Source organism: Oceanicaulis sp., assembly GCF_965284345.1.
Lineage (GTDB): Bacteria > Pseudomonadota > Alphaproteobacteria > Caulobacterales > Maricaulaceae > Oceanicaulis > Oceanicaulis alexandrii_A.
This window is the reverse complement of sequence record NZ_OZ260073.1, coordinates 2,214,293-2,238,170: the sequence shown is the minus strand read 5'-3', so window position 1 is coordinate 2,238,170 and position 23,878 is coordinate 2,214,293. Positions and strand designations below refer to the sequence as shown.

Annotated in this window: 21 protein-coding genes; 10 read left to right on the top strand and 11 right to left on the bottom strand. The window is 62.9% G+C overall.

All coding sequences use genetic code 11. From position 1 onward, the window contains the following. Positions 1-29 precede the first annotated feature (29 nt). Positions 30-947: a DUF4349 domain-containing protein gene (locus ACQ66J_RS10745; protein WP_430431630.1), complete on the top strand. Its 918-nt coding sequence runs from the start codon at positions 30-32 to the stop codon at positions 945-947. On the opposite strand, the gene ACQ66J_RS10740 is transcribed toward ACQ66J_RS10745, so the two are convergent. Next, the gene (locus ACQ66J_RS10740) at positions 944-1,366 is read right to left on the bottom strand and encodes a secondary thiamine-phosphate synthase enzyme YjbQ (RefSeq protein WP_430431629.1); all 423 of its coding nucleotides are present in this window, start codon (positions 1,364-1,366) and stop codon (positions 944-946) included. The genes ACQ66J_RS10745 and ACQ66J_RS10740 overlap by 4 nt on opposite strands. A 99-nt stretch (positions 1,367-1,465) precedes the next feature. On the opposite strand from ACQ66J_RS10740, the gene ACQ66J_RS10735 reads away from it, so the two are divergent. Beyond that, positions 1,466-2,314 (top strand): methyltransferase domain-containing protein, encoded by an 849-nt coding sequence (locus tag ACQ66J_RS10735; protein ID WP_430431628.1) that lies wholly within the window; start codon positions 1,466-1,468, stop codon positions 2,312-2,314. Between the two features lie 4 nt (positions 2,315-2,318). Here ACQ66J_RS10735 and ACQ66J_RS10730 read toward each other — a convergent pair whose 3' ends face one another. The 6 genes from ACQ66J_RS10730 to ACQ66J_RS10705 form a co-directional block, all read right to left on the bottom strand. Continuing rightward, positions 2,319-3,431, bottom strand: coding sequence for a serine hydrolase domain-containing protein (locus ACQ66J_RS10730; RefSeq protein WP_430431627.1), 1,113 nt, complete (start codon positions 3,429-3,431; stop codon positions 2,319-2,321). Positions 3,432-3,529: 98 nt separating this feature from the next. Beyond that, complete coding sequence (locus ACQ66J_RS10725; RefSeq protein WP_430431626.1) at positions 3,530-3,988, bottom strand: N-acetyltransferase family protein; 459 nt, start codon at positions 3,986-3,988, stop codon at positions 3,530-3,532. A gap of 46 nt (positions 3,989-4,034) precedes the next feature. Continuing rightward, positions 4,035-5,405, bottom strand: coding sequence for a mechanosensitive ion channel domain-containing protein (locus ACQ66J_RS10720; protein ID WP_430431625.1), 1,371 nt, complete (start codon positions 5,403-5,405; stop codon positions 4,035-4,037). A 141-nt stretch (positions 5,406-5,546) separates the two neighbouring features. Then, entirely contained in the window at positions 5,547-7,607 is a 2,061-nt protein-coding gene (gene rpoD, locus ACQ66J_RS10715) for an RNA polymerase sigma factor RpoD (RefSeq protein WP_430431624.1), read from the bottom strand. A gap of 63 nt (positions 7,608-7,670) precedes the next feature. After that, the gene (gene dnaG, locus ACQ66J_RS10710; protein WP_430431623.1) at positions 7,671-9,509 is read right to left on the bottom strand and encodes a DNA primase; all 1,839 of its coding nucleotides are present in this window, start codon (positions 9,507-9,509) and stop codon (positions 7,671-7,673) included. A gap of 58 nt (positions 9,510-9,567) precedes the next feature. Beyond that, complete coding sequence (locus ACQ66J_RS10705) at positions 9,568-10,035, bottom strand: GatB/YqeY domain-containing protein (RefSeq protein ID WP_430431622.1); 468 nt, start codon at positions 10,033-10,035, stop codon at positions 9,568-9,570. A gap of 206 nt (positions 10,036-10,241) precedes the next feature. Here ACQ66J_RS10705 and carA point away from each other — a divergent pair, with 206 nt between their 5' ends. The 3 genes from carA to ACQ66J_RS10690 all read left to right on the top strand — a co-directional run bounded on the left by carA (position 10,242) and on the right by ACQ66J_RS10690 (position 13,679). Further along, the gene (gene carA / locus ACQ66J_RS10700) at positions 10,242-11,417 is read left to right on the top strand and encodes a glutamine-hydrolyzing carbamoyl-phosphate synthase small subunit (RefSeq protein ID WP_430431621.1); all 1,176 of its coding nucleotides are present in this window, start codon (positions 10,242-10,244) and stop codon (positions 11,415-11,417) included. A 63-nt stretch (positions 11,418-11,480) separates the two neighbouring features. Continuing rightward, positions 11,481-13,043, top strand: coding sequence for a peptide ABC transporter substrate-binding protein (locus ACQ66J_RS10695; RefSeq protein WP_430431620.1), 1,563 nt, complete (start codon positions 11,481-11,483; stop codon positions 13,041-13,043). Between the two features lie 3 nt (positions 13,044-13,046). Next, positions 13,047-13,679: an HD domain-containing protein gene (locus ACQ66J_RS10690; protein WP_430431619.1), complete on the top strand. Its 633-nt coding sequence runs from the start codon at positions 13,047-13,049 to the stop codon at positions 13,677-13,679. Here ACQ66J_RS10690 and ACQ66J_RS10685 read toward each other — a convergent pair. Further along, a complete protein-coding gene (locus ACQ66J_RS10685) occupies positions 13,676-13,894 on the bottom strand; it encodes a helix-turn-helix domain-containing protein (protein ID WP_133723826.1) in 219 nt (72 codons plus the stop codon). The genes ACQ66J_RS10690 and ACQ66J_RS10685 overlap by 4 nt on opposite strands. Next, positions 13,891-14,460, bottom strand: a complete 570-nt coding sequence (locus tag ACQ66J_RS10680; protein ID WP_430431618.1) for a hypothetical protein — start codon at positions 14,458-14,460, stop codon at positions 13,891-13,893. Before ACQ66J_RS10680 ends, ACQ66J_RS10685 begins: the two co-directional genes overlap by 4 nt. Before the next feature lie 69 nt (positions 14,461-14,529). Here ACQ66J_RS10680 and ACQ66J_RS10675 point away from each other — a divergent pair, with 69 nt between their 5' ends. The 3 genes from ACQ66J_RS10675 to greA all read left to right on the top strand — a co-directional run bounded on the left by ACQ66J_RS10675 (position 14,530) and on the right by greA (position 19,644). Then, a complete protein-coding gene (locus ACQ66J_RS10675) occupies positions 14,530-15,651 on the top strand; it encodes a serine hydrolase domain-containing protein (RefSeq protein WP_430431617.1) in 1,122 nt (373 codons plus the stop codon). Between the two features lie 211 nt (positions 15,652-15,862). Further along, a complete protein-coding gene (gene carB / locus ACQ66J_RS10670; RefSeq protein WP_430431616.1) occupies positions 15,863-19,123 on the top strand; it encodes a carbamoyl-phosphate synthase large subunit in 3,261 nt (1,086 codons plus the stop codon). A 47-nt stretch (positions 19,124-19,170) separates the two neighbouring features. Continuing rightward, a complete protein-coding gene (greA, locus tag ACQ66J_RS10665; protein ID WP_107711379.1) occupies positions 19,171-19,644 on the top strand; it encodes a transcription elongation factor GreA in 474 nt (157 codons plus the stop codon). A gap of 115 nt (positions 19,645-19,759) precedes the next feature. Here greA and ACQ66J_RS10660 read toward each other — a convergent pair whose 3' ends face one another. Then, positions 19,760-20,923 carry a M56 family metallopeptidase gene (locus ACQ66J_RS10660; RefSeq protein ID WP_430431615.1) on the bottom strand — a complete coding sequence of 388 codons (1,164 nt, stop codon included), beginning with the start codon at positions 20,921-20,923 and terminating at the stop codon, positions 19,760-19,762. A 257-nt stretch (positions 20,924-21,180) separates the two neighbouring features. After that, positions 21,181-21,576, bottom strand: a complete 396-nt coding sequence (locus ACQ66J_RS10655; RefSeq protein WP_430431614.1) for a BlaI/MecI/CopY family transcriptional regulator — start codon at positions 21,574-21,576, stop codon at positions 21,181-21,183. Positions 21,577-21,693: 117 nt separating this feature from the next. On the opposite strand from ACQ66J_RS10655, the gene ACQ66J_RS10650 reads away from it, so the two are divergent. Together ACQ66J_RS10650 and trxB are read left to right on the top strand one after the other, a co-directional pair. Next, complete coding sequence (locus ACQ66J_RS10650) at positions 21,694-22,596, top strand: mitochondrial fission ELM1 family protein (protein ID WP_430431613.1); 903 nt, start codon at positions 21,694-21,696, stop codon at positions 22,594-22,596. A gap of 92 nt (positions 22,597-22,688) precedes the next feature. Then, positions 22,689-23,666, top strand: coding sequence for a thioredoxin-disulfide reductase (trxB, locus tag ACQ66J_RS10645; protein ID WP_430431612.1), 978 nt, complete (start codon positions 22,689-22,691; stop codon positions 23,664-23,666). The last annotated feature ends 212 nt before the right edge of the window (positions 23,667-23,878 follow it).

Here is a 23,878-nt window from a genome sequence, read left to right as displayed (position 1 = left end):
TCACACGGGCGACCAGAGGGGATGATCACATGGTTCGGACGGCAGGACTGGTTTTGATCGCGAGCGCGGCGCTGACCGCGTGCGGTCAGGATACGCGCTACACCAATGATTCCGAGGGCTATATGTCTGAGGACATGGCGATGATGGAGGCCCCGCAGGCGGCCCCCGCCCCCATGCGCGCGCGACTGGACTCGGTCTCAGGCTCCGGCCCCGCTCAGAACGCGCCAGAAGACGTCTCCGCGCCCTTGCTGGCCTACACCTATCAAACCAGTCTTGAGCTGCCGGGCGAGGTTCTGGCGGCGACGCAAGGCGCCCATGTGGCGGCGTGTCAGACCGCAGGACCTGTGACCTGCCAGGTGATCCGCGCGCAGGTGAACAATGCCGACGGGCCGCGCCCCAGCGCCTATCTGCAGCTGCGCGCCGCGCCGGACTGGATCGTGGAGTTTCGCACCGGGCTGGAAACCGAGACCGAAGATCTGGGCGGCACGGTGCTGTCAGACCAGACCTCGGTCGAGGATCTGACCACGCGCATTGTGGACACCGCCGCGCGCGTTGCGGCCCAGACCACCTTGCGCGACCGCCTGCAACAGCTTTTGGAAACCCGCGACGGCGATCTCAGTGACCTGCTGGCGGTGGAGCGCGAGCTCGCGAATGTACAGGCCAATCTCGACGCTCAGGCGAGCGTTCTGGCCGCCCTGCGCCAGCGGGTGAACACCTCGATGCTGACGCTCAACTATCAGGCCGAGCGTCAGGTGGTGGAGCCTGAAACCTTCAACCCGATCGGCCGCGCGTTCAAGGAGATGGGCGAGGTGTTCGCCAATTCCGTCGCCAGCCTGATCCTGTTCCTCGCCGGCGCCCTGCCCTGGCTGGTGATCGCGGTGCCGGTGATCTCCGGCGTCGTCATCGGCTTCCGCCGTCTGCTGCGCCGGAAAAAAGCGGCGAGCTAGGCCGACAGGTGCAGCACCATTTGCCGGACATGCAGCCGGTCACGATGCTCAAACAGGTAGAGCCCCTGCCAGGTTCCGAGCATCAACCGGCCGCCGCTGACTGGCACGCCCACAGAAACCGCCGTCAGCGCGGACTTGATATGGGCGGGCATGTCATCCGGCCCTTCGGTGGTGTGGCTGAGCCAAGCCATGGACGGATCGTCCGAGCGTGGAACCAGCCGCGCGAAAAACGCCTGCAGATCGCGCTGCACGTCCGGATCGGCGTTCTCCTGAATCACCAATGACGCTGAAGTGTGGCGCACGAAACAGGTCAGAAGCCCCTCGCCCATGCCGGACGCCTCAACAAACCGCGCCGCCTCGCGGGTGACCTCATACAGCCCCGGCCCGCGGGTTTCGATCTCCAGCAGTGTCTGCGGCATGTGCGCGTCTCCTCAAGCCTCACCAGTCTGTGTATCGACCCTGAGGGGTAAATCTGAAACAGTCCGCCATCAATTCAGCGGCGGCTTGAAAGGTCAGACATGCGCGAACAGGTTCGGGATTATTATGGCGATGTGCTGCAATCGAGCGGCGATCTGAAATCTGACGCCTGCTGCGAGATTTCCGCGCCCGAACCCCATATCCGTGACGCGCTGACACACATCCACCCCGAAGTGGCGAACAAATACTATGGCTGCGGCCTGATCGCGCCCGACGACATCACAGGCAAGCGCGTGCTCGATCTGGGCTGCGGCACGGGGCGGGATGTGTTCTTGCTGGCGCAGCTCGTGGGCGAGAGCGGCGAAGTGGTCGGCGTGGACATGACCGACAACCAGCTTGCCGTCGCGCTGGAGCATGAAGCCTGGCACGCGGACCGCTTTGGCTATGCCAAGCCCAACACCCGCTTTCTCAAGGGCTATATCGAGGACCTCGACCAGCTCGACCTTGAGCCGGGCAGTTTTGATCTGATCATCTCAAACTGCGTGATCAATCTCTCCACCGACAAGCCGGCTGTCTTTGCAGGCGTGCGTCATCTTCTGAAACCTGACGGCGTGATGCATTTCGCGGATGTCTATGCCGAGCGCGCCGTGCCGGAAGCGCTGCGCACCGACCCCGTGCTCTATGGCGAATGCCTGGCGGGCGCGCTGGCCTGGTCAGACTTCCTCGCCATCGCTGAAGACACCGGCTTTGATGCGCCGGAGCTCGTCGACCACCGCCCGCTTGCGATCAGTGATGAAGCCCTGATCGAGAAACTGGACGGCCTGAAATTCGTCTCCGCCACGGTGGAGCTGCGCCCGGCTCCGGCCAATGACGCCCCGCGTCAGGAGACCGGCGACCCCTTCACGCTGAAATCCCCGCATGCGCCCTCTAGCGGCTCGTGCTGCGGGTAAAGGCCTAGCGCCAGCAGGTCAGGCCGCCTTCGGGGACGTCCATCCCGGCGGCATGGCCTGCGGCCCAGGCGATGGCCATGGGGGAGATCAGACCCTCCCCGTCCTCGCGATTGGTCAATACGATCACCGACTGCCCATTGGTCATGTCGCGCACATAGGCCGTGCCCGAATACCCGGCATGGCTGGTGATCTGGCGACCGTCCACATCATGGCTCCACCAGCCGCGCGCATAGCCCCAGCGTTCGCAGCTCTCACCGGCGTCAAAGGCGCGCTGGATTTCGGCGGCCTGTTCGATCACCGCAGGCGCCAGCACCTGCGGGTCATCTAGCTCGGCCTCCCAGATCATCAGATCGTTGAGTGATGAGGTGACGCCAAAGTGAGAGGTCAGGCCGAATTGCCAGACCCGGCGGTTTCTCGCCAACTCACCCTCATAAACGCCATAGCCTTCCGCGCGATGAGCCACGATGGCGGATTGATCAAGAATGGCGGTCTGAGACATGCCCAGCGGCGCCCAGAACCGGTCGCGAAGGGCCGTCTCGTAGGGATTGCCCGTCACCTCTTCGATCACCAGACCGAGCAGGAAATAGCCCTGATCGGAATAGCGCCAATCCGTACCCGGTTCGGACTCCAGAGGCGTCTCGATCGCCGAGGTCAGCATCTGATCGGTGGAATAGGCGATCTGGAACTGCCCGTTCGGCATGGCCTCAAACCGGTGCGCCAACCCGCCCATATGGCTGAGGAGCTGATTGACCGAAATCTCTGACCAGGCCTCAGGCGTATCGTCGACATAGCGCGAGATCGGATCTTCCAGCGACAGACGCCCCTCTTCAGCCAGGCTGAGCACCATCAGGGCGGTCATATGCTTGGTCAGAGACGCCAGCTCGAACACGGTCTGGGCGGTTGCGGGCGCCTGATGCTCAAGGCTGGCGAAACCGTGCTCGCCCACATGCACGGGCTCACCCTGCTCAAGCACCGCCACCACGACGCCAGGAAACTGCCCCGCATGCAGGATCGGTTTGACGGCCGCATCCACCGCCTGAAGGCGCGGCGCGGGCGATGTTTGCGCCAGGGCCGGCGCGGTCGTCAGCGCCAGCATCATCAAGCCTGTTCTGAGCATGCCGTCTCTCCCCCTATCGTCGCTCGCCTAACATGGCGGGCGTCTCGCCCCTAATGACAAGCCCTCAAGGTGAAGACTGCAAGACAGGCTGGGTCCTCCTAAAGCCCGTTCAGCTCCCAGCGCCTTACGGGTTTCGCGAAGCCGCCCGAGCTTTCATAGAGCGCTTCGGCGGCTTCGGTTTCAGAGCTGGTCCACATCAGGAAGGTGGCGGGGCTTTCGCGCACATCCTCGACCACCGCTTCAAACAAGGCCCGGCCGGCGCCCTCGCCCCGGCCCGCCTTGCCTACGCATACTTCGGCCAGCCAGGCGCCGGCGCCGCCATGGCCAGAATCGTAATAGGCGTGCCAGACGGCATAGCCGATCGGCTCGCCATCCGCGGCCGCGGCGACCAGAACGTGAAAGCTGGCGTCATGACCAAACAGGGTGGTTTTGATGTTTTCAGGCGTGCAGTGCTCGGTTGAATCGCCGACGACTTGATTGAGTTCGCGCGACAGACGCGCGATCTCCGCCGCATCGCGGGGGCGCGCGGCCCGGACGGTCAGGTCTGACTGGCTCATGGAATCTCCTTTGAGATGTGAAATGAAGCTGAGGGCTCGCCCTCGGCTATTCGCTCGGCGCGTCTTCGGACAGCAAATCGCCTGAGGTGTCCTCCCGGCGCTCTTCCTCGACGCGTTCGGCCAGAGAGGTGTCTGGCGCCACGTCCGTGATCTCAGGGCTCGGCGCCTTGGCGGGCCGCGCGGATGCGCGATTTGAAGTTGGCGCGGATTTTGGCTGCGCCGCCGTCGCTGGCAAGGCTCCGCTGTCGATGCGCAAACGATAGGTCGGATCGGGCAAGGTGAAGCCCGCCTGATCGAGCGCCGCCTTGACGGTCGCAATGGCCACCGAGCGCGATTTGAGGAAGTCGGAGTTAGTCTGGTCGATCCAGGCGGAGAAGAACAGATTGATGGTGGAATCGCCCACTTCGCTGATGCCGGCCGCCGGATCGGGCTCCGCCATCACGAAGTTCAGAGCCTTCATCGCCTCAAGACCCGTTTCGAGCGCGGATAACGGATCATCCTCGGGGTCCACGCCGAGGGTGAAATCAAAGCGGCGCTCAGGGTTGCGGGTGTAGTTGAGGATGACCGCCTTGAAGACCAGCGCGTTCGGCAGGCGCAGATGATTGCCCTCCAGCGTCATCAGCACGGTGGCGCGCGAGGTCAGACGGATCACCCGCCCTTCCTGCCCGTCGATGACCACATGGTCATTGGGACGAAAGGGCTGACGCACCGACAGCATGATCGAGGCGATGTAGTTCTCGATCGTGTCCTTGACCGCGAACCCGACCGCCAGGCCGATCACCCCCGCGGCGCCCAAGAGCGCCCCAAGAAAAGCCGTCGCGTCCAGCAAGGTCAGCGCCGAGACCAGTCCGAACACCACAAACAGGCTGAACACCGTGGAGCCCAGAAGATCCGCCACAAAGCTGTTGGGCGCGAGCAGCCGCCACAGGCCGTCCCACCGGCTCAGAATCCAGCCGATCAGGCCAAGGACCAGAAACACCGCTATCGCCAGCGCCAGCAGCGGAATGATCCGCACGAGGTCCTGCAGCGTCGTCTCCAGCTCGCCCATGGCGGGCGCGACGCGGGTGGAGACCGACAGATCACGATCGATCCGGTTCTCCACCGTCACCACACCCTCGACCCGAAGCGCCAGCGCCTCGGCGCGGCTTGCCGCGTCTGCAGTCAGGGTGTCTCCCATTAGGGTCACAACGCCTGACTCAACACTGATCTCGACGCCGGACAGGGTGTCGATTTCGCCAAAGATCGTGGCGATGCGTTGCGCGATGGCGGCGTCGGACGGCGCGTCGGTTTCAAGCGCGATCTCGCCGCCGGTTTGCTCCCCCTCGGTTTGCGCAAACGCAGGAGCGCTCACCATCAAGACGGCGCTCGCCAGAAGGATCAACAGGGCGAGAGGACGGGACAGGATCAATGAATTCATCCAGAAAGCCTTGCGCAAGGCGCAAGAAAAAGAAAGTCGCTCAAGATGAAACGCCCGGGCGCCCTCTTGGTTGCGGCCCAGACAGCAAAAAGCCCCGGCTCATCGAACCGGGGCTTTGTGTGTCAGCAATCTGCCAGCGCTCTAGCTGTCGAGGAAGGAACGCAGTTTGCGGCTCCGGCTCGGGTGCTTGAGCTTGCGCAGGGCTTTGGCTTCGATCTGACGGATCCGCTCGCGGGTCACGCTGAATTGCTGGCCCACTTCTTCCAAAGTGTGATCAGTGTTCATGCCGATGCCGAAGCGCATGCGCAGCACGCGCTCTTCGCGCGGGGTGAGCGAGGCGAGCACCAGCGTCGTGGTCTCACGCAAATTGGAGTGGATCGCGGCGTCGATGGGCAGAACCGCGTTCTTGTCCTCAATGAAATCGCCCAGATGGCTGTCTTCCTCATCCCCGATCGGGGTTTCAAGGGAGATCGGCTCCTTGGCGATCTTCATCACCTTGCGCACTTTTTCGAGCGGCATGGAGAGCTTTTCCGCCAGCTCTTCCGGGGTCGGCTCGCGGCCGATCTCATGGAGCATCTGACGGGAGGTGCGCACGATCTTGTTGATCGTCTCGATCATGTGCACCGGAATACGGATGGTGCGCGCCTGGTCGGCGATGGAGCGGGTGATGGCCTGACGAATCCACCAGGTGGCGTAGGTGGAGAATTTATAGCCGCGGCGATATTCGAACTTATCCACCGCCTTCATCAAGCCGATATTGCCTTCCTGGATAAGGTCGAGGAATTGCAGGCCGCGATTGGTGTATTTCTTGGCGATGGAGATCACCAGGCGCAGATTGGCCTCCACCATTTCCTTCTTGGCGACGCGGGCTTCGCGGGCGCCTTTCTGGACGGTGGCGACGATGCGGCGGTAATCATCGATCGGAACGCCGGATTCCTGAGCCAGAGTGGCGATCTGTTCGCGCAGCTCGCCCGCCTCAACCTCTTCACGCTCGACAAAGCGCGTCCAGGCCTTGGTCTTGCCCGACATGTCTTTCAGCCATTCAGGATCAAGCTCATGGCCCTGATAGGATTTGAGGAAGTCGGTGCGCGGCACGCCATGGGCTTCGGCCATGCGCAAGAGCTTGCCTTCCATGCCCATCAGCTTCTTGTTGATGGCGTCGAGCTGTTCGACCAGCGCCTCGATCCGGGCGTTGTTGAGGTGCAGCGAATTCAGGTTCGCCACGATGCGTTCAAACACATCGTCATAGGCGGACTGATCCTTGTCGCTCAGATGCTTGCCGGACAGGCGCGAGGAGACCAAGCGGTCCTGCAGCTGACGGAAGACGTCGAAATCGGTGGCGATGGCGTCCAGGGTCTCCATGACCCCGTCGCGCAGTTCAGCCTCCATGGCGGCAAGCGACATGTTCGCGCCGTCATCATCATCGTCGTCATCGCTGTCGCCTTCAGACTCGCCTTCGGCTTTTTCGCCGTCTTCGCTGTCTGAGGTCTCGCTGTCAGAGGTCTCATCATCAGACTTGGCGTCAGCGTCGTCAGCCTTGGTCTCATCACCCTCGGCTTCGCCGTCTTCACCCTCTTCGGCCACCGCGGTGGCGTCTTCGCGCACGCCGCCATAGGTGGCGTCCAGATCGATGATGTCGCGCAGCAAGACCTGGCCTTCGCGCAGCTCGTCGCGCCAGACCATGATGGCTTCAAAGGTGAGCGGGCTTTCGCACAGCCCGCGGATCATCGCATTGCGGCCCGCCTCGATGCGTTTGGCGATGGCGATCTCGCCCTCGCGCGACAACAGCTCGACCGAGCCCATCTCGCGCAGATACATGCGCACCGGGTCATCGGTGCGGTCTTGCGCAGAGGTGGTGTTCTGCCCCGCGACGACGTCCGCCTTGGCTTTCTTGGTGACGGCGGTGGACTTTTCCTCGTCCTCCTCGTCATCGGCCTCGGCGCCGGACGTTTCGTTGTCCGCATCCTCTTCGGAATCCACGACCGTGATCCCCATTTCGGAGAGCTGTGCGAGGATGTCCTCGATCTGCTCGGAGCTGAATTCTTCGCTCGGCAGGACCTTGTTCAGCTCGTCATGGGTCACATAACCGCGTTTTTTCGCGGTTTTGATCATGGCTTTGACGGTCTGATCAGTCAGGTCCAGCAGCGGGCCGTCCTGATTTTCAGAGGTCGCTTCAGCGTTTTCAGCGGCGGCTTTGCTCATTCGGTGATCATGCTCCCGGAGGATTTCATTGGCTGCGCGCACAAAGGGCGGCGTGGGCGCGCGCTAGCGCTGTCGACCCCGCCGCTCCGCGACGAGGTAATTTTTGAGGGCGTCAGAATCACCCTCTTCAAAGAAGTCGGCGTGTCGTGGTCGGTCCTGAGCGTCTTGCGCAACTCTTTCCATATAAGAAGCCGAAAGCCTGCGCCAAGCCTCAAGCCGGCTGTCAGCATCCGCTTCACTCCCCCCAAGGCTGGCGCGCATCGGCGCTTTGTCTACCGCCAACCGTGTCAGTTGAGGACCGAACCCCCGTCGAGACAACGCATCACGCAGTCCGCCGACAGGCAGAGGTTCCCCAGAGAAACACGCGTCTAGAATCGCGTCCCTAAGGCTGTCAAGCGTTCCGAACGAGATTTGCAGCAAAGTCTCGGCGTCCGCCTCGGCGATTTCGGGGTATTCGATCACCGCCAGAAGCAGCTGGCGCAAGGGCGCGGACGGCGATTTGTGCTTGCGCTGCGCCACCAGTTCGGCGGTCGGCGGCTGCAGCGGGGTGAAGCGCCGACCGGCGCCGCGCCCGGCGTATCCGCCGCGATTTCGCTCGGACTGGAACCCGGCCTGCGGCGTGCGCCCGAACTGCGCATCGATGCGCACATCAAACTCGGCGCGGTATTCCGCCTTGATGTCGGGATCCTTGATCTTGGCGACCAACGCCCTGATCCGCTTTCGGAACCCAGCGCGGCGATCGGGATCGTCCAGCGGTTCCAGCTCCACTTCGCGCCGCCAGAGCACATCGATCAACGGCTTGGCGTCGCTGATGGCGTCTTTCAGCGCCTGGGCGCCCTGGTCGCGCAACAGGTCATCGGGATCCTGTCCATCGGGCAGAAACACAAAGCGCAGCGTCCGCCCCGGCTCCAGCAATTCAAGCGCCCGCTCCGCCGCCAGCGCGGCTGCGCGCGTGCCCGCCGCATCGCCGTCCAGGCACACCACAGGCTCCGGTCCGGCGCGCCATAATAAACGCAGCTGGTTTTCCGTCAGCGCCGTGCCGAGCGGCGCCACAGCCTGGCCCAGCCCGGCGCGCGCGAACGCGATCACGTCCATATAGCCTTCGGCCACGATCAACCCCTTGGCTTTCACCTTGGGATCGTGGGCGAAGGCGCGCGCTTCGGGATAGCGGTATAAAAGCGAGCCCTTGTGAAACAATTCGGTCTCGGGCGAGTTGAGATATTTCGCCCGGACATCCTTGCTCATCGCGCGGCCGCCAAACGCCACCAGCCGGTCGCGCGCATCCTTGATCGGAAACATCACTCGGCCGCGAAACCGGTCATAGGGCTCGCCGCCATCCTCGGGCAGGATCGACAGGCCGGCGTCCGACAAGTCTTGTGCGCTGGCGCCCTTCTGGGTCAGCGCGCGGGTCAGGCCGCGGCGATTATCCGGCGCGAAGCCCAGACCAAAGCGCTCCATGTCAGACCGGCTGAGCCCGCGGCGCTCGAGATACATGCGCGCCTGTTCGCCTTCGGGCGCATACAGAGAGCGCGTGAAATACTCCTGGGCGAGCGCGATCCAGTCCAGAAGCGTCTTGCGATGCTGTTCCTGCTGAGGATCGCGCGGCTCCATACGCGGCACTTCCAGCCCAGCTTCCTGGGCCAAAGCCTCGATCGCTTCCATGAAGCTCAGGCCTTGGGTTTTCTGAAGCCAGGTGAAGATGTCGCCATGCTCCTGGCTGGCGAAGCAATGGTAGAAGCCCTTCTCGTCATTGACGAAAAACGAGGGCGTGCGCTCTTTCTTGAACGGAGACAATCCGACGAACTCGCGGCCCTGCCGCTTGAGCGGCACCGTACGCCCTATCAGCTCGGATGGGCGGATGCGCGTCTTGATCTCGTCTTTGAAACCGTCGGGAATCGCCACGAACTGAACATCCTCCAGCCCGACAGCATAAACCGGCCCGGGTCAGACGGCTAGGAGCCTAAGCCTGACCTTGCAGCAAAGTTTTCACTTCCTTGCCAGCCTTGGCGAAATCCATGCGGCCGGTATAGCGCTCTTTGAGCGCCGCCATGCAGCGCCCCATGTCTTTCAGGCCGCCCGCATCCAGCTCGCTGACCACAGATTGGGCGGCCTCGGCGATCTCGGCGGGCTTCATGGGTTCGGGCAGGTACGAGCTGACGATCTCCGCTTCCGCGCGTTCGCGTTCGGCGAGATCGAGCCGGCCCGCATTTTCATACGTCTCGGCGCTCTCTTCGCGCTGCTTGAGCAGTTTTTGCAAGATCGCCTGAATCTCGGGCAAGTCGCAGCCCTCGCAGCGGTCTTCCGCCCGCGCGGCGATGTCGCGATCCTTGATGGCGGCCTGGATCAGGCGCAGCGTGGAGACGCGCGTGCTATCCTTGGTGCGCATGGCGTCTTTGAGGTCAGAGAGGATGCGGTCGCGAAGCGACATGAGGGCACCTATTTTCGGCGGCGCTGCTAATAAGCGCCAAGCCATTGGAATTACAAGAATTTGCAGCGCTGCCTTTAGCTTGACCCGGCCTCACCGCTCGCCTACGTTCCGCGCGTTTAACCGCCCGCCGCTGGAGCCCAGCTCGCGGTCCCGCGCGTGTCAGGAGGCGAGCACCTATGCCGGAAGCGATCAAGAATCAAGAGCCGATGCAATCAACTTCTTCCGATTCCCAGCCCGATTGGGCCACCGCCGCTCTGATTTTAGCAGACGGCACAGTGTTTTACGGGACGGGAGCCGGCGCGACCGGCTCCGCCGTCGCCGAGCTCTGTTTCAATACCGCGATGACCGGGCATCAGGAAATCCTGGCCGATCCCTCCTATGCGGGCCAGATCGTGTGTTTCACCTTCCCTCATGTGGGCAATGTGGGCGCCAACGCCGAAGACGAAGAAGCCGCCAGCGTGATCGCCCGCAAGGCGGCCTTGGGCATGGTCAGCCGTGAAGAGATCACCCCGCCCGCGAGCTGGCGCGCGGAAACCGGCTTTGACGAATGGCTGGCGGCGCGTGAGATCATCGCCATCACCGGCGTCGACACCCGCGCCATCACCCGCCGCATCCGCGAGACCGGCATGCCCATGGCCACCATCGCCCATGCGCGTGACGGCAAGCTCGACATCGCCGCGCTGAAAGCCCAAGCCAGCAAGGCCCCGCCGATGGAAGGCGTCGAACTGGCGAGCGCCGTCGCCTGCGACGCCGCCAATGACTGGACAGACGGCGATTGGGGTTGGTCGGAAGGCTTCGCCAAAGGCCCTGAAGACGGGCCGCTGGTCGTGGTGCTCGATTATGGCGTAAAGGCCAACATCCTGCGCCGTCTCGTCTCCGCCGGCGCCCGCGTACAGGTCGTGCCGGGCAAGGCGAGCAAGGACGATGTCCTCAAACTCAATCCGGACGGCGTTCTGGTCTCCAATGGTCCCGGCGATCCCGCCGCCACCGGCGAATACGCGCTCGATACGGTTCGTGGCGTCATCGACGCCGGCGTTCCGGTTCTGGGCATCTGCCTGGGCCATCAGATGCTGGCGCTGGCGCTTGGCGCGAAGACCGAGAAAATGGTTCAGGGCCATCATGGCGCCAACCATCCGGTGAAAAATATCGAAACCGGCCAGGTGGAGATCGTCTCCATGAACCACGGCTTCGCGGTCGATCGCGACAGCCTGCCAGAAGGCGCGGTCGAGACCCATGTGTCGCTGTTTGACGGCACCAATTGCGGCTTCAAGCTGACCGACAAACCGGTCTGGGCGGTCCAGCACCACCCTGAAGCCAGCCCCGGCCCGCAAGACAGCTTCAAGGTCTTTGAGAGCTTTGTGAGCGCATTGAAAGCCGGTTAAGGCGCTAGCGGCTCCGTCCGGCGCAATGCTAATCTCCTCACTGTGTGAACGGGGGAGACGCACATGGCGGAGCTGACACGGCGACAGACGCTGGCCACGGGATTGGCGGGGCTGACAGGCCTGACGGTCTCCGCCTGTTCTGGACGCACGGATGCGCCAGACAATCTTTTGCGCGTGGCGATCGAGACCGAGCCTGACAGCCTGGATCCGCTGCGCGGTCAGTTCGCCTCCTCAGCCCTTCTATACAAACAGCTTCATGCGCCTTTGACCGAATACGCCCCGTCTGGCGGTTTGGCGCCGGGACTGGCCCTGACCTGGCGTAGCGAGGATGCCCGCACCTGGCGCTTCACCTTGCGACCCGATCTGACGTGGTCTGACGGCGCGCCCCTGACCGCGGACGACGTGGTGTGGACCGCAAGGCGCGCTGTGGATCCGACCACAGGCTTTGCAGATCTGGGCGACTTTTTCGCTGTCATCGGCGCGCGTGACGCGCTGGCGGGCGAGCGTCATCCCGACACCATCGCCGTCACCGCCCCTGACCCGCGCACCGTCGTGTTCGAGCTGGACCGCCCGGTGGGCAATTTCCCGGTGCTGATGCGCGAGTTCTACCCCCTGCCCCGCCATCAGGTGGAGGCCTATCCCGATGACTGGATCCGACCTGAGCACTGGGTCTCAGCGGGGCCCTATGTGCTTGATCGCTATGAAGCGCTGTCTTTGCAGCTGGTGAAGAACCCGCGCTTCCCCGCCACCGACAGCGTCAAGATCAACGCCATCAGCGTGGATGTGATCGACACGCCCTCCGCCCGCGCGCGTCGGTTTCGAGCGGGCGATTATGATCTGGCCGAGCGTCCGCCCACCGACCAGATCGGCTTTCTGCGCGAGACAGTGGGCGATCAGCTGCACGCCTATCCCGCCCCGATCCTGACCTATCTCAAGCTCAATTGCGCCCAGCCCTATCTGAGCGATCCGCGGGTAAGGCGCGCGCTGAGCCTGGGGCTCGACCGGGCGTTCCTGAACACGCATTTCTTCAATGACGAGGCGCACGCCTCAGACACCGTGATCCCGCGTCAGGGCGACGCCTATACGCCGCCGCGCCCAGACCCGGAGCGCGCCCGCGCTTTGCTGGCCGAAGCAGGCTTCACCGCGCAATCGCCCCTGAGACTCACCGTACGTGCGACCGCTGGCGACCGCGACCGCCTGGCCATCGCCCTCCTGGATGACTGGTCGCGGATCGGCGTGGAGGGCGAGCTGCTCGCCAGCTATCCGCTCGATCTCTATCAGGCTGTGGATGCTGGCGATTTCGATGTGGCGCTCGCAAGGTTTGATCGCGGGCTGAAATCGGACCCCGACTTCATGCTGCAGCCCTTCTCTCGCAACGGCTTCGCTGACAACACCAATTGGTCCGGCGCGGCGCGGGAGACGTTCGACGCCTTGATGGCGGACGCCTACGCCATGATCGACCCCGAAGAACGCGCCGCGCAGTTCCGACGCGCGGAAGCGGTTTTTCTGGAAGCGATGCCGAACATCCCGCTCCTGCATGAGCGGGCCTATTGGCTGGTCTCGGACCGGACGCGGACATCGACCGAGATCCAGCCTCAGCTCTGGCGGGATCTGGAGCTGAGATAGACCATGAATAAAGACTTCGCCCTCACCCTCTGGCGCGCGGATCTGGTCCGGTTCGCGCTTGATGATCGGCATTTGAAAACCGGCAAGGCCGTGATCGCCAACCAGTCTGGCTGGCTGCGGCGCTATCATGGGCTACAGCATCTGGGCTTTCTATTCGCCGAGATCGAAGCCCAGGCTGATCAGATCAGCGACCTGCCGCGCCTGACCTACGCCGCCTGGTTTCATGACGCGATCTACAAGAGCTGGCGCAACGACAACGAACAGCGCAGCGCGGACTGGGCGCAGGCGGCGCTTGTGGACATGGGCGCGACCTCAGACCTGGCGTCGCGTGTGCACAGCCTCATCCTGGCGACGGCGGATCATGCCGGCGGCGGGATCGATGCAGATGACGCGCTATTTCTGGACATGGACTGCGCCATTTTGGGGACCGCCCCTGACGCCTATGATCAGTATGCGCGGCAAGTGCGCGCAGAACATCTCTGGGCGCCGCCGCAGTCTTACAAAAAGGGGCGCGCAGCGTTTCTCACACGCCAACTCCAGCGAGAACGCCTGTTTCACACCGCCGCCTATCAAGATCGGTTTGAAGCGCAGGCGCGCGCTAATATGCAGCGCGAACTGGCGAAGCTGACGCGCTAGTCGGCGTCCCGCACCCGCACCAGCAAATCCCCAGGCTCGCACTCCAGCGCCTCACACAGCGCCAGCAGGGTGGAAAAGCGCATGCCTTTGATCTTGCCGGTCTTGATCTGGGACAGCGCGACTTCTGACACGCCGATCGCTTCAGCCAGATCCTTTGATTTCATGCGCCGTTCGGCGAGCAGCACATCCAGCCTGACATCAATGCGTCCGCTCATACAAAAGCGTCCAGCTCATCGCGCTGACGCACCGCCTGTTGCAGCACATGCGCGACGCTGACGAAGACCAGCGCGAAAAACAGCATCGCCAGGTCATGCGTCCCCAGATCCACAATCACAGACCCGCCCTCGCCAGGCTCACACCAACTCAGAAACGCGCTGAGCGCAGCCAGCTCAAACGGGCGCACAATCACCAGCGACACAAGAATCCAGGCGAAGGCGCGAAAGCCAGTGAGCGCAGGGATCGAAAACGCACGATCGGTAGCGCTGCAGATGAAAAATCCGCGCAAGCGCCACAGCCCATACGCCAGCAGCAACGCATTCACACTGGTGATTGCTGTGGCCCCCAGCGCGATGGGGAAGTCAAACCAGCTCATATCCGCCTGGCCGGTGAACCGCTGCAAAGGCTGAGCATGAAGCGCTTCCGGTCCCAGCCAGACCACCAGGTTCAAGACCGGTGAGGCGACAGCGCCCAGCGCGCACAGACCGGCCAGAAACCAGGCCAAACGATGCCCGGTCGAGGGGGACGCAAAATCGCTCAGATCGGGGGGTGCGGGATTATTCATAAAGTTTCACTTTAATTTTTCATAGCGTAACTTAATCTAACCCGGTCTGCTCCTGAAGGGAACCTCATCATGTTGCTCGCACTCCTCCCGGCCGCGCTCTGGCTCAGCGCTGCATCTGTTCAGGCGTGTCATGCGGGCCAGGATTATGACGGACCGCCCGCAAGGCCTCGTCCGAGCGAGATCATCTTGCCGGCTCCCGGCTTTGCTCAGGACACAGCGCGTTTCACAGATGAAGAGCTTGCGCGCCTGAACGCGGTGGTGGACCGCATCTCAACTCAGGCGCCTGATTGGAGCCTGAGCGTCAGCCGCACCGATGGCGCCGCATGGAGCCACAATCCCGAGGGCCGCGTGTTCGCGGCGGCCTCCATCGGCAAATCCATGACCGCGGCCCTGGTGTTTCAGTTGATCGAGGAGGGACGGCTTTCCGCGGAGGATACGCTGGACGCCTGGCGGCCTGACCTGCCCCATGCGGAGCTGGTCACGATTGACGACCTGCTGAGCCACCGCTCGGGTTATTTCATCGCCCAGGACAGCCCCGGGAGCGCGCCTCAATCCCCCGATCAGCTTTACGCCCGACTTCAGCAGGACGGCGTGCTCTTCTGCCCTGGCACGAACTGGGCGTACTCGAATGTGGGCTACATGCTTCTTGGCGACATCATCGCGGCGACTGAAGGGCGCAGCTTCGCCGAGAGCCTTGAAGCGCGCGTGCTGACCCCGCTGGGCCTTGAGCAGACCTATGCCGTCGAGACCGGCCGCATCCGGCCTGGCCTCATCGCTGGCCATCATGACGGCCAAGTCTTGCCAACCGCTGATTACGCCTGGCCCTATGCGGCGGGCCCCGTGCTCAGCACGGCGGAGGACTTGGTGATCTGGTGGCGCGCCCTGCTGTCGGGCGCCGTCATCTCAGAGGCCTCGCTTGAACTGATGTCGGCGAAGAGCTGGCCCTTGTTCGGCCATGACCAGCTCAGCTATGGCCGGGGCGTGCAGATCGCCGATTTTCCCGTAGGCCCCGGCGCCATGCTGATGCATTCAGGCGGGATCAGCGGCTTTGTCAGCGTGGTCGCCTGGTCGCCCCGGCACAATGTCTATGTCGCCGCCATGGCCAATGAAAAAACCACCTCCGCCGAAGCCGCGCTGTGGGCGTTGATGCAGGCGCTGGATGCCGAGCTCCCGCACGAAGCAAACAACTAGGCGAGCAAACAAATCACTTGCGGGCGGGATGGCGCTCGTCAGGTGACTCAATTGCGGAAAAGCCCGCAATCGCCTCTCGCCAAGCGACCGATTCCGGTCTAAGCACGGGTTTCAGCGTACATCATCAGCGCCGCACGCCGCCTCCGCCCCGTTTCGGGCTTGTCAGAGGCTGCGTTTTCGCGCGCGCGTGCAAAACTTTAAGAGGCCGGCCATGCCCAAGCGCACAGACATCCAGTCCATCCTGATCATCGGCGCCGGTCCCATCGTGATCGGCCAGGCCTGCGAATTTGACTATTCGGGCGTTCAGGCGGTGAAAGCGCTCAAGGAAGAGGGCTACCGGGTGATCCTGGTGAACTCCAACCCCGCCACGATCATGACCGACCCGGACCTGGCCGACGCCACCTATATCGAGCCGATCACCCCTGAAATGGTCGCCAAGGTGATCGAGAAGGAGCGCCCCGACGCGCTCTTGCCCACCATGGGCGGGCAGACCGCGCTCAATTGCGCGCTCGAGCTCGACAAGCGCGGCGTGCTGGAATTGTTCAATGTGGAGATGATCGGCGCGAAGGCCGACGTCATCGACAAGGCGGAAAACCGCGAGCGCTTCCGCGTGGCGATGGATTCCATCGGCCTTGAAAGCCCCATCTCCCGCACCGTGCACACCATGGCGGAAGCCGAGATCGTGCTGGAAGAGCTGGGTCTGCCGGCGGTGATCCGACCCTCCTTCACCATGGGCGGCACCGGCGGCGGCATCGCCTATAATGTTGAAGAATTCCGCGAGATCGTCACCTCAGGCCTGTATCACTCTCCGGTCACAGAAGTGCTGATCGAGGAAAGCGTTCTGGGCTGGAAAGAATACGAGATGGAAGTGGTTCGCGACAAAGCGGACAATTGCATCATCATCTGCTCGATCGAAAACATCGACCCGATGGGCGTTCACACCGGCGATTCCATCACCGTCGCCCCGGCCCTGACCCTGACCGACAAGGAATACCAGCGCATGCGCTCGGCCTCGATCGCCGTGCTGCGCGAGATCGGGGTGGAGACCGGCGGCTCAAACGTGCAGTTCGCCGTGAACCCCAAGGATGGCCGCATGGTGGTCATCGAGATGAACCCGCGCGTGTCGCGTTCGTCCGCGCTGGCGTCCAAAGCCACGGGCTTTCCCATCGCCAAGGTCGCAGCCAAGCTGGCCGTGGGCTATACGCTCGATGAGATCGACAATGACATCACCGGCGGCGCGACCCCGGCGAGCTTTGAGCCGACCATCGACTATGTGGTCACTAAAATCCCGCGCTTCGCCTTTGAGAAATATCCCGGCGCCAAAGCCACGCTGACCACCTCCATGAAGTCGGTGGGCGAAGCCATGTCCATGGGCCGCAGCTTCGCCGAAAGCGTGCAGAAAGCCCTGCGCAGCCTGGAAACCGGCCTGTCGGGTTTTGACGAGATCGAGATTGACGGTCTGGATCAGGCCGAAGACGAAGCCGCGCGGCATCAATCCGTGCTGGCGGCGCTGTCACAGCCCACCCCGGATCGGCTGCTGGTGATCGCCCAGGCCTTCCGCGAGGGCCTGAGCGTGGAGCGCATCCAGAGCGCATGCCTGTATGAGCCCTGGTTCCTGCGTCAGATCGAAGCGATCGTGCACGCCGAGGAACAGGTGCGCATGCTGGGCTTGCCGCAAAATGGCGATGAGCTGTTAAAGCTCAAATCCATGGGCTTTTCCGACAAGCGCCTCGCAACCCTCGCCAAGGTCGAGGAGACCGAGGTAAAGGCGCTGCGCAAAACCTTCGGCGTCCGCCCGGTTTATAAGCGCGTGGATACGTGTGCGGCCGAATTCGCCTCGCCCACCCCGTACATGTATTCGACCTATGAGCGCGGCGGCGAGTGCGAAAGCGCCCCGACCAACCGCAAGAAGGCGATCATTCTGGGCGGCGGTCCGAACCGGATCGGCCAGGGCATCGAGTTTGACTATTGCTGCTGTCACGCGGCCTTCGCCTTCGCCGAGATGGGCATTGAATCCATCATGGTGAACTGCAACCCTGAAACCGTCTCCACCGATTACGACACCGCCGACCGGCTCTATTTCGAACCGCTGACCGCCGAAGACGTGCTCGAGCTGATCGAGACCGAAATGCAATCGGGCGAGCTTTTAGGCGTGGTGGTGCAGTATGGCGGCCAGACCCCGCTGAAACTGGCGCCGGAGCTCGAAGCAGCCGGCGTGCCGATCCTGGGGACCGCGCCGGACGCCATCGACCTCGCTGAAGACCGTGAGCGCTTCAAGGCGCTGCTGGACGATCTGGGTCTGAAACAACCGCCGAACGCCATCGCCCATGACGAAGCCGAAGCGCGCGTCATGGCCGAAGAGCTGGGCTTCCCGCTGGTGCTGCGCCCCTCGCACGTTCTGGGCGGTCGCGGCATGGAGATCGTGCGCGATATCGAGAGCTTCAGCCGCTATATCCGCGAAGCCGTGCATGTGTCGGGCAAGGCGCCGCTGCTGCTGGATCGCTATCTGTCAGACGCCTCCGAAGTGGATGTGGACGCGGTGTGCGATGGCGAGGATGTCTGGATTTCCGGCATTATGGAGCATATCGAGGAAGCGGGCGTGCACTCGGGCGACAGCGCCTGCTCGCTGCCGCCTTACTCGCTCTCTGACCAGACCGTCAGCGAATTGCGGCGCCAGACCAAAGCCCTCGCGAAAGCCATCGGCGTCAAAGGCCTGATGAACGTGCAGTACGCGGTGAAGGACAATATGGTCTACCTGATCGAGGTGAACCCGCGCGCCAGCCGCACCGTGCCGTTCGTGGCGAAAACCATCGGCGCGCCGGTGGCCAAGATCGCCGCCAAGGTGATGGCCGGCGCGAAGCTGTCTGAATTTGAAACCCCGGCCATGCCCAGCCGCCATATCGCGGTAAAGGAAGCGGTGATGCCGTTCTCGCGCTTCCCCGGCGTTGATCCGATTCTCGGCCCGGAAATGCGTTCCACCGGCGAAGTCATGGGCATTGACGAGCGCTTTGAAGCCGCCTTCGCCAAGGCGGAGCTCGGCGCGGGCGTGAACCTGCCCAAATCGGGCACGGTGTTCGTCTCGCTCAAAGAATCAGACAAGCCGATGATGATTGAATCCTGTCATCGCCTGACCGCTCTGGGCTTCAAACTGCTGGCGACCTCCGGCACGGCGGCGACCCTGCAAGAGGCCGGCGTCGCGGTTCAGCCGATCAATAAAGTCTTTGAAGGCCGTCCTCATATTGTGGACGCCATCAAGAACGGCGAAGTCCAGCTGGTGTTCAACACCACAGAGGGTCAGCGGTCGATGATCGACAGCTATTCGATCCGCAGAACTGCGCTGGAAATGAAGATTCCATGTTATACGACAGCGTCGGCTTCACGGGCTGCTGTGAAGTCAATTGCGGCGATTGATGCAGGCCAGCTTGAACCGCGCTCCTTGCAATCCTATCGTAATAGGCCGTCTGGCGGCTGAGTAGAGTTGTCAGTTCGTCAGAGCACTGATCACGAGACCGGACATTCATGCAGAAAATTCCGATGACCGCCGAGGGCCATAAAGCGCTCGACGAAGAACTCAGACACCTCAAGAGCGTGGAACGGCCTGCCGTGATCGCCGCGATTTCCGAAGCGCGCGAACATGGCGATCTGTCCGAGAACGCCGAATACCACGCCGCCAAGGAGCGGCAGGGCTGGATCGAAGGCCGCGTGCAGGAGCTTGAAGACAAGATCGCTCGCGCCCAGGTCATCGACATCTCCAAGATGTCGGGCAGCCAGGTGAAATTCGGCGCCACCGTCACCGTGGTGGACGAGGACACCGACCAGGAGAGCACCTACAAGATCGTCGGCGATGACGAGGCCGATGTGAAATCGGGCAAGATCTCGCTCTCCTCCCCCATCGCCCGCTCCATGATCAACAAGGAAGAAGGCGATGTGGTCGAGGTCAACGCCCCAGGCGGCGTGAAAAGCTATGAGATCCTCAAGGTCGAGTGGAAATAGGCTCGGCCAAATTACAGACGACATGAAGAAGCCGGCGGAGAGATCCGCCGGCTTCTTGGCGTCAGGCGGATCAGTCCTGTCTGACCCGCCTGACTGAGGACCGTTCGGGGCGGCCCTATGGAGCAGCTATCGAATGAAGGCCCGGCAGATACATTTCCGGGTCGACCCGTTCGCCATTCTGATGCACTTCCACGTGCACATGCGGGCCTGTCGACAGTCCTGTCTGGCCCACATCCGCAATGACGAACCCGGCTGTGACCTGGTCGCCGACAGCCACATGCATGTCGCCCAAATGGGCGTACAGAGTGGTCCAGCCAGCGCCATGATCAATCCCGATGACATGTCCCCAAGCTGGCGAACCCTGATAATTGTCGCCGACGTAAAAGACGTGGCCGGGTGCGGGGGCATACACGGGTGAGCCGAGCGGCGCAGCGACGTCCACACCGCCATGGTCCCGCGTCCGATCAGGCAGCCCTGAAGGTATGTTGCGAAGGCCATACCCGGACGTGAACCGTCCCTCCAACACGATATGCGAAAAAACTGGCGTGCTGATCGCCCGACCTGACGCCTGGGCCATTTGCAACCCCGCCGAGCCGATGACCAGGCTCATCGCCCCGAGCCCGCCAAGAGCAAGCCGTCGCCATTTCGGAGATGGAGCGGGAGACAGAATTGAAATCAATCGCATTTTGAGCGCCTCTTTGTACGTTACGCCGAAACTGACAGCAGGTGAGGACCCCGACTCCATACGCACTGTGTCCAAAAGCGCCCGGGCGTAAGAACGGACACTTTCAGTATCTTTCCGGCGTAACACGTCTGCATCGCACGCTATTTCCACGGCGAGCTGGCGGCGCTGTTCACACGCCCACCAGGCCGGGTTGAACCAGAAGACGAGCCCGAAAACTCTCATCAGCAGAGCTGTCTGAACGTCATGCCGGCGTGCATGCGCTAACTCATGATCAACGATGTCCAGATGTGCCTGCGTCATACGAAAGTAGAGCGGCAGCACCAAGCAGGGCTGAAACACGCCGCAGATAAAGGGCGAGCCGATCTGCCCGGACTGACGTATCTGCAGATGCACGCCCTGATGCTTGGCCCGAGGTGAAACCACCTGCCTCAAATCAGAGGATGCGATCGAGGCGCGCATTACGGCCCTGTGCAAGCGCCAGGAGCGGCTCAGTTCGATTGCGAGCCGCAAACTTGCCCCCGCGCCCCACATCAGTGCGAGGATACCGGTGAGAGAGTAAGTTTCAGCCATCTGGCCGAGCGGCGCCAGGCTCACGGCCCCTTCCGAAGGTGACGGCAAGACAGGCAGCCCACTCAAGGTCGGCCAGACCTGCAGAGGCCCCCAAAGCTCACCCGCGAAATGAGTCACGACTGCGAGGGGAAGCGGGGCAAGCGTAACCAGAAGGGCCAGGGTCCAGACCCGATCTGCCCGAGAGCCGGCAGCCCCTTCAAGACGGGTCGCCAGTTTGTAGCTGAGCAGACCGAGAGGCAGACTGAGCAGCAAGCCGGTCAGCACTTCGCCCCATAGCGCACTCATGAGTATGATCGCTTCTCAGAGCTGGGCGTAGCCGGCGCTTCCAAAATCTGCTCAAGCTCTTCAAGCTCTTGAGCGTTCAACAAAGCACTTCCGGTAAAAGCTGAAACCGGTAGAGCTCCGTCTACCTCAAGCACACGCTTGGTGAAGCTGCGCACCAGACGGCTGATCAGATCGACCTTGCGATCCGCCGCCGCGAACACGGCGAGGCCGTGGACGCTGTCTTTGTTCACCAGGCCTTTGTCGACCATGCGCTGAATCACCGTGCGGGTTGTGGAATAGGACCAGCCTTGCGCTTCTCCGATCTTGTCGTGGACTTCGCGCGCGCTGAGCCGGTCATGGGACCAGAGCGCCTTGAGCACTTCAAGCTCGCTGGGATTGGGTTCGGCCGCCATGTGACACCTCGCTTGCTTACGTTACAAGTGTCGCACGATTCCGACAGGCGTCAACACATATCTGACTCACCGCCCTTCGCGCTTGACCCAAAAGGCATTCCGGCGACGATGGCGGGCATGGACACACGCTCATGCATTGTGGTCTCGGACGGGCGTCGGGGCATAGAAAATCAGGCGCTTGGCCTGGCCGAAGCGCTTGGGCGGCTGACCCCGCTCCAGATCCTGCCCATCCATGTCCCCCGCACCGGGAAATTGCCGGATGCGAGCATGATCGAGCCCGATCTGTGGATCGGTTGCGGCCGGGCGGCGGTGCGCGCGGCGGCGCTGCATCGACGACGCTGGCGGCGGACGCGCTTTGTCTATGTGCAGAAACCGCGCAGCCAGGCCGACCTCTTTGACCTGATCATCGCGCCGCGCCATGACCGGATGCGCGGATCAAACGTGCTCAACATTCTGGGCTCACCCAACCGGATTACGCCGCAACGCCTGAATGAAGGCGCCAGTGCTTTCGCCGAGCAGCTTCAGGCTCTGCCCGGACCGCACGCGGCCTTACTGATCGGCGGCGACAGCAAGCATCACCGCTTTACCGACGCCGCCTGCGCAAATCTGCTGGACGAGGCGGACTCCATCAGGCGTCAGGCGGGATCGCTGATGATCACCGTATCGCGCCGCACGCCGGATGCGCTGACCGAAGCGCTGCGCAGTCGCTACGCGCAGGCCGAGCGGGTCTGGTTTCATGACGATGACGGCCCCAACCCCTATTTCGCCTTTCTGGCCGCGGCGGACTGGATCTGCGTGACGGAAGACTCAACCAACATGCTGTGTGAGGCCGCCGCCACCGGCGCGCCGGTCTACCGGCTGGGCGTGGACGGCGATCCGGGCAAATTTCGTCTCCTCTATGCCGGGCTTGAAGGCGCCGGCGCCGTGCGCCCCTATCTGGGCCGGCTTGAGAGCTGGAGTTATGATCCGCTTCACGAAACCGACAGGGCAGCGCACACCGTGCTTGATATTCTGTCTTAGGAAGGCGACATCAGGGCCATCAAACTTGATCTGCCTGCGCACGGCCCGACTCAGGGTTTATTGCGCGGCCCATGAATACGAAGGAGCCGGCCATGGCCGAGACCCGTCACGCCAAACTCGTCATCATCGGTTCCGGTTCCGCCGGCTACACCGCCGCGATCTACGCCGCCCGCGCCATGCTGGAGCCGCTCTTGATCGCCGGCATGCAGCCGGGCGGCCAGCTGACCATCACCACCGATGTGGAGAATTATCCCGGCTTCGCCGACCCCATTCAGGGCCCGTGGCTGATGGACCAGATGAAGGCCCAGGCGGAAAACATGGGCACGGCCTTCGCCGACGATCTGATCGTCGACGCCGACCTCAGCGCCCGTCCGTTCAAGCTCACCGGCGATAGCGGCACGGTGTACACCGCCGACGCGGTGGTCATCGCCACCGGCGCCAGCGCCAAATGGCTCGGGCTGGACAGCGAGCAGGCGTATCAGGGCTATGGCGTCTCCGCCTGCGCCACCTGTGACGGCTTCTTCTATCGCGACAAGGAAGTCTTCGTGGTCGGCGGCGGCAACACCGCTGTGGAAGAAGCGCTGTTTCTGACCAATTTCGCTTCAAAGGTGACGCTGGTGCACCGCCGCGATTCCCTGCGCGCGGAAAAGATCATGCAGGACCGCCTGTTCAATCACCCCAAGGTGGAAGTGGTCTGGGACAGCCAGCTGGAAGAGGTCACGGGCGAGGACAAGCCGGTCAAATCGGTCACCGGCGTGCGGCTCAAAAACGTCAAGACCGGCGAGATCGAGGATCGCCCCGCCGACGGCGTCTTCATCGCCATTGGTCACGCCCCGGCGACGGAATTGTTCACCGGTCAGCTGGAAACCAAGGAAGGCGGCTATCTGGTCACGGCCCCCGATTCCACCTCCACCACCATCCCCGGCGTTTTCGCCGCGGGTGATGTGACCGATGACAAATATCGCCAGGCCATCACGGCGGCTGGCATGGGCTGCATGGCGGCGCTGGAAGCGGAACGCTATCTCGCCGCGCTCGACGCTGCGCGCGACAAGGCGTCTGACGCAGCCTAACCCGGTTTCAATTCACGGGGCGCGGCGTCCACGCTGCATGAGCATGTGTGATGCCAATGAGCGCGCCTCGCGTTCCAGGCCCGTCTTGCACGGATGAATTTGGCCGCCTGCATCGCGCAGGCGGCCTTTATACTGGGCCTGAGAAACCGTGACATGACACGAATTTCACTTGAAAAGCGTGTGGTCTCAACCACTTTGAATTTTGCATTTTT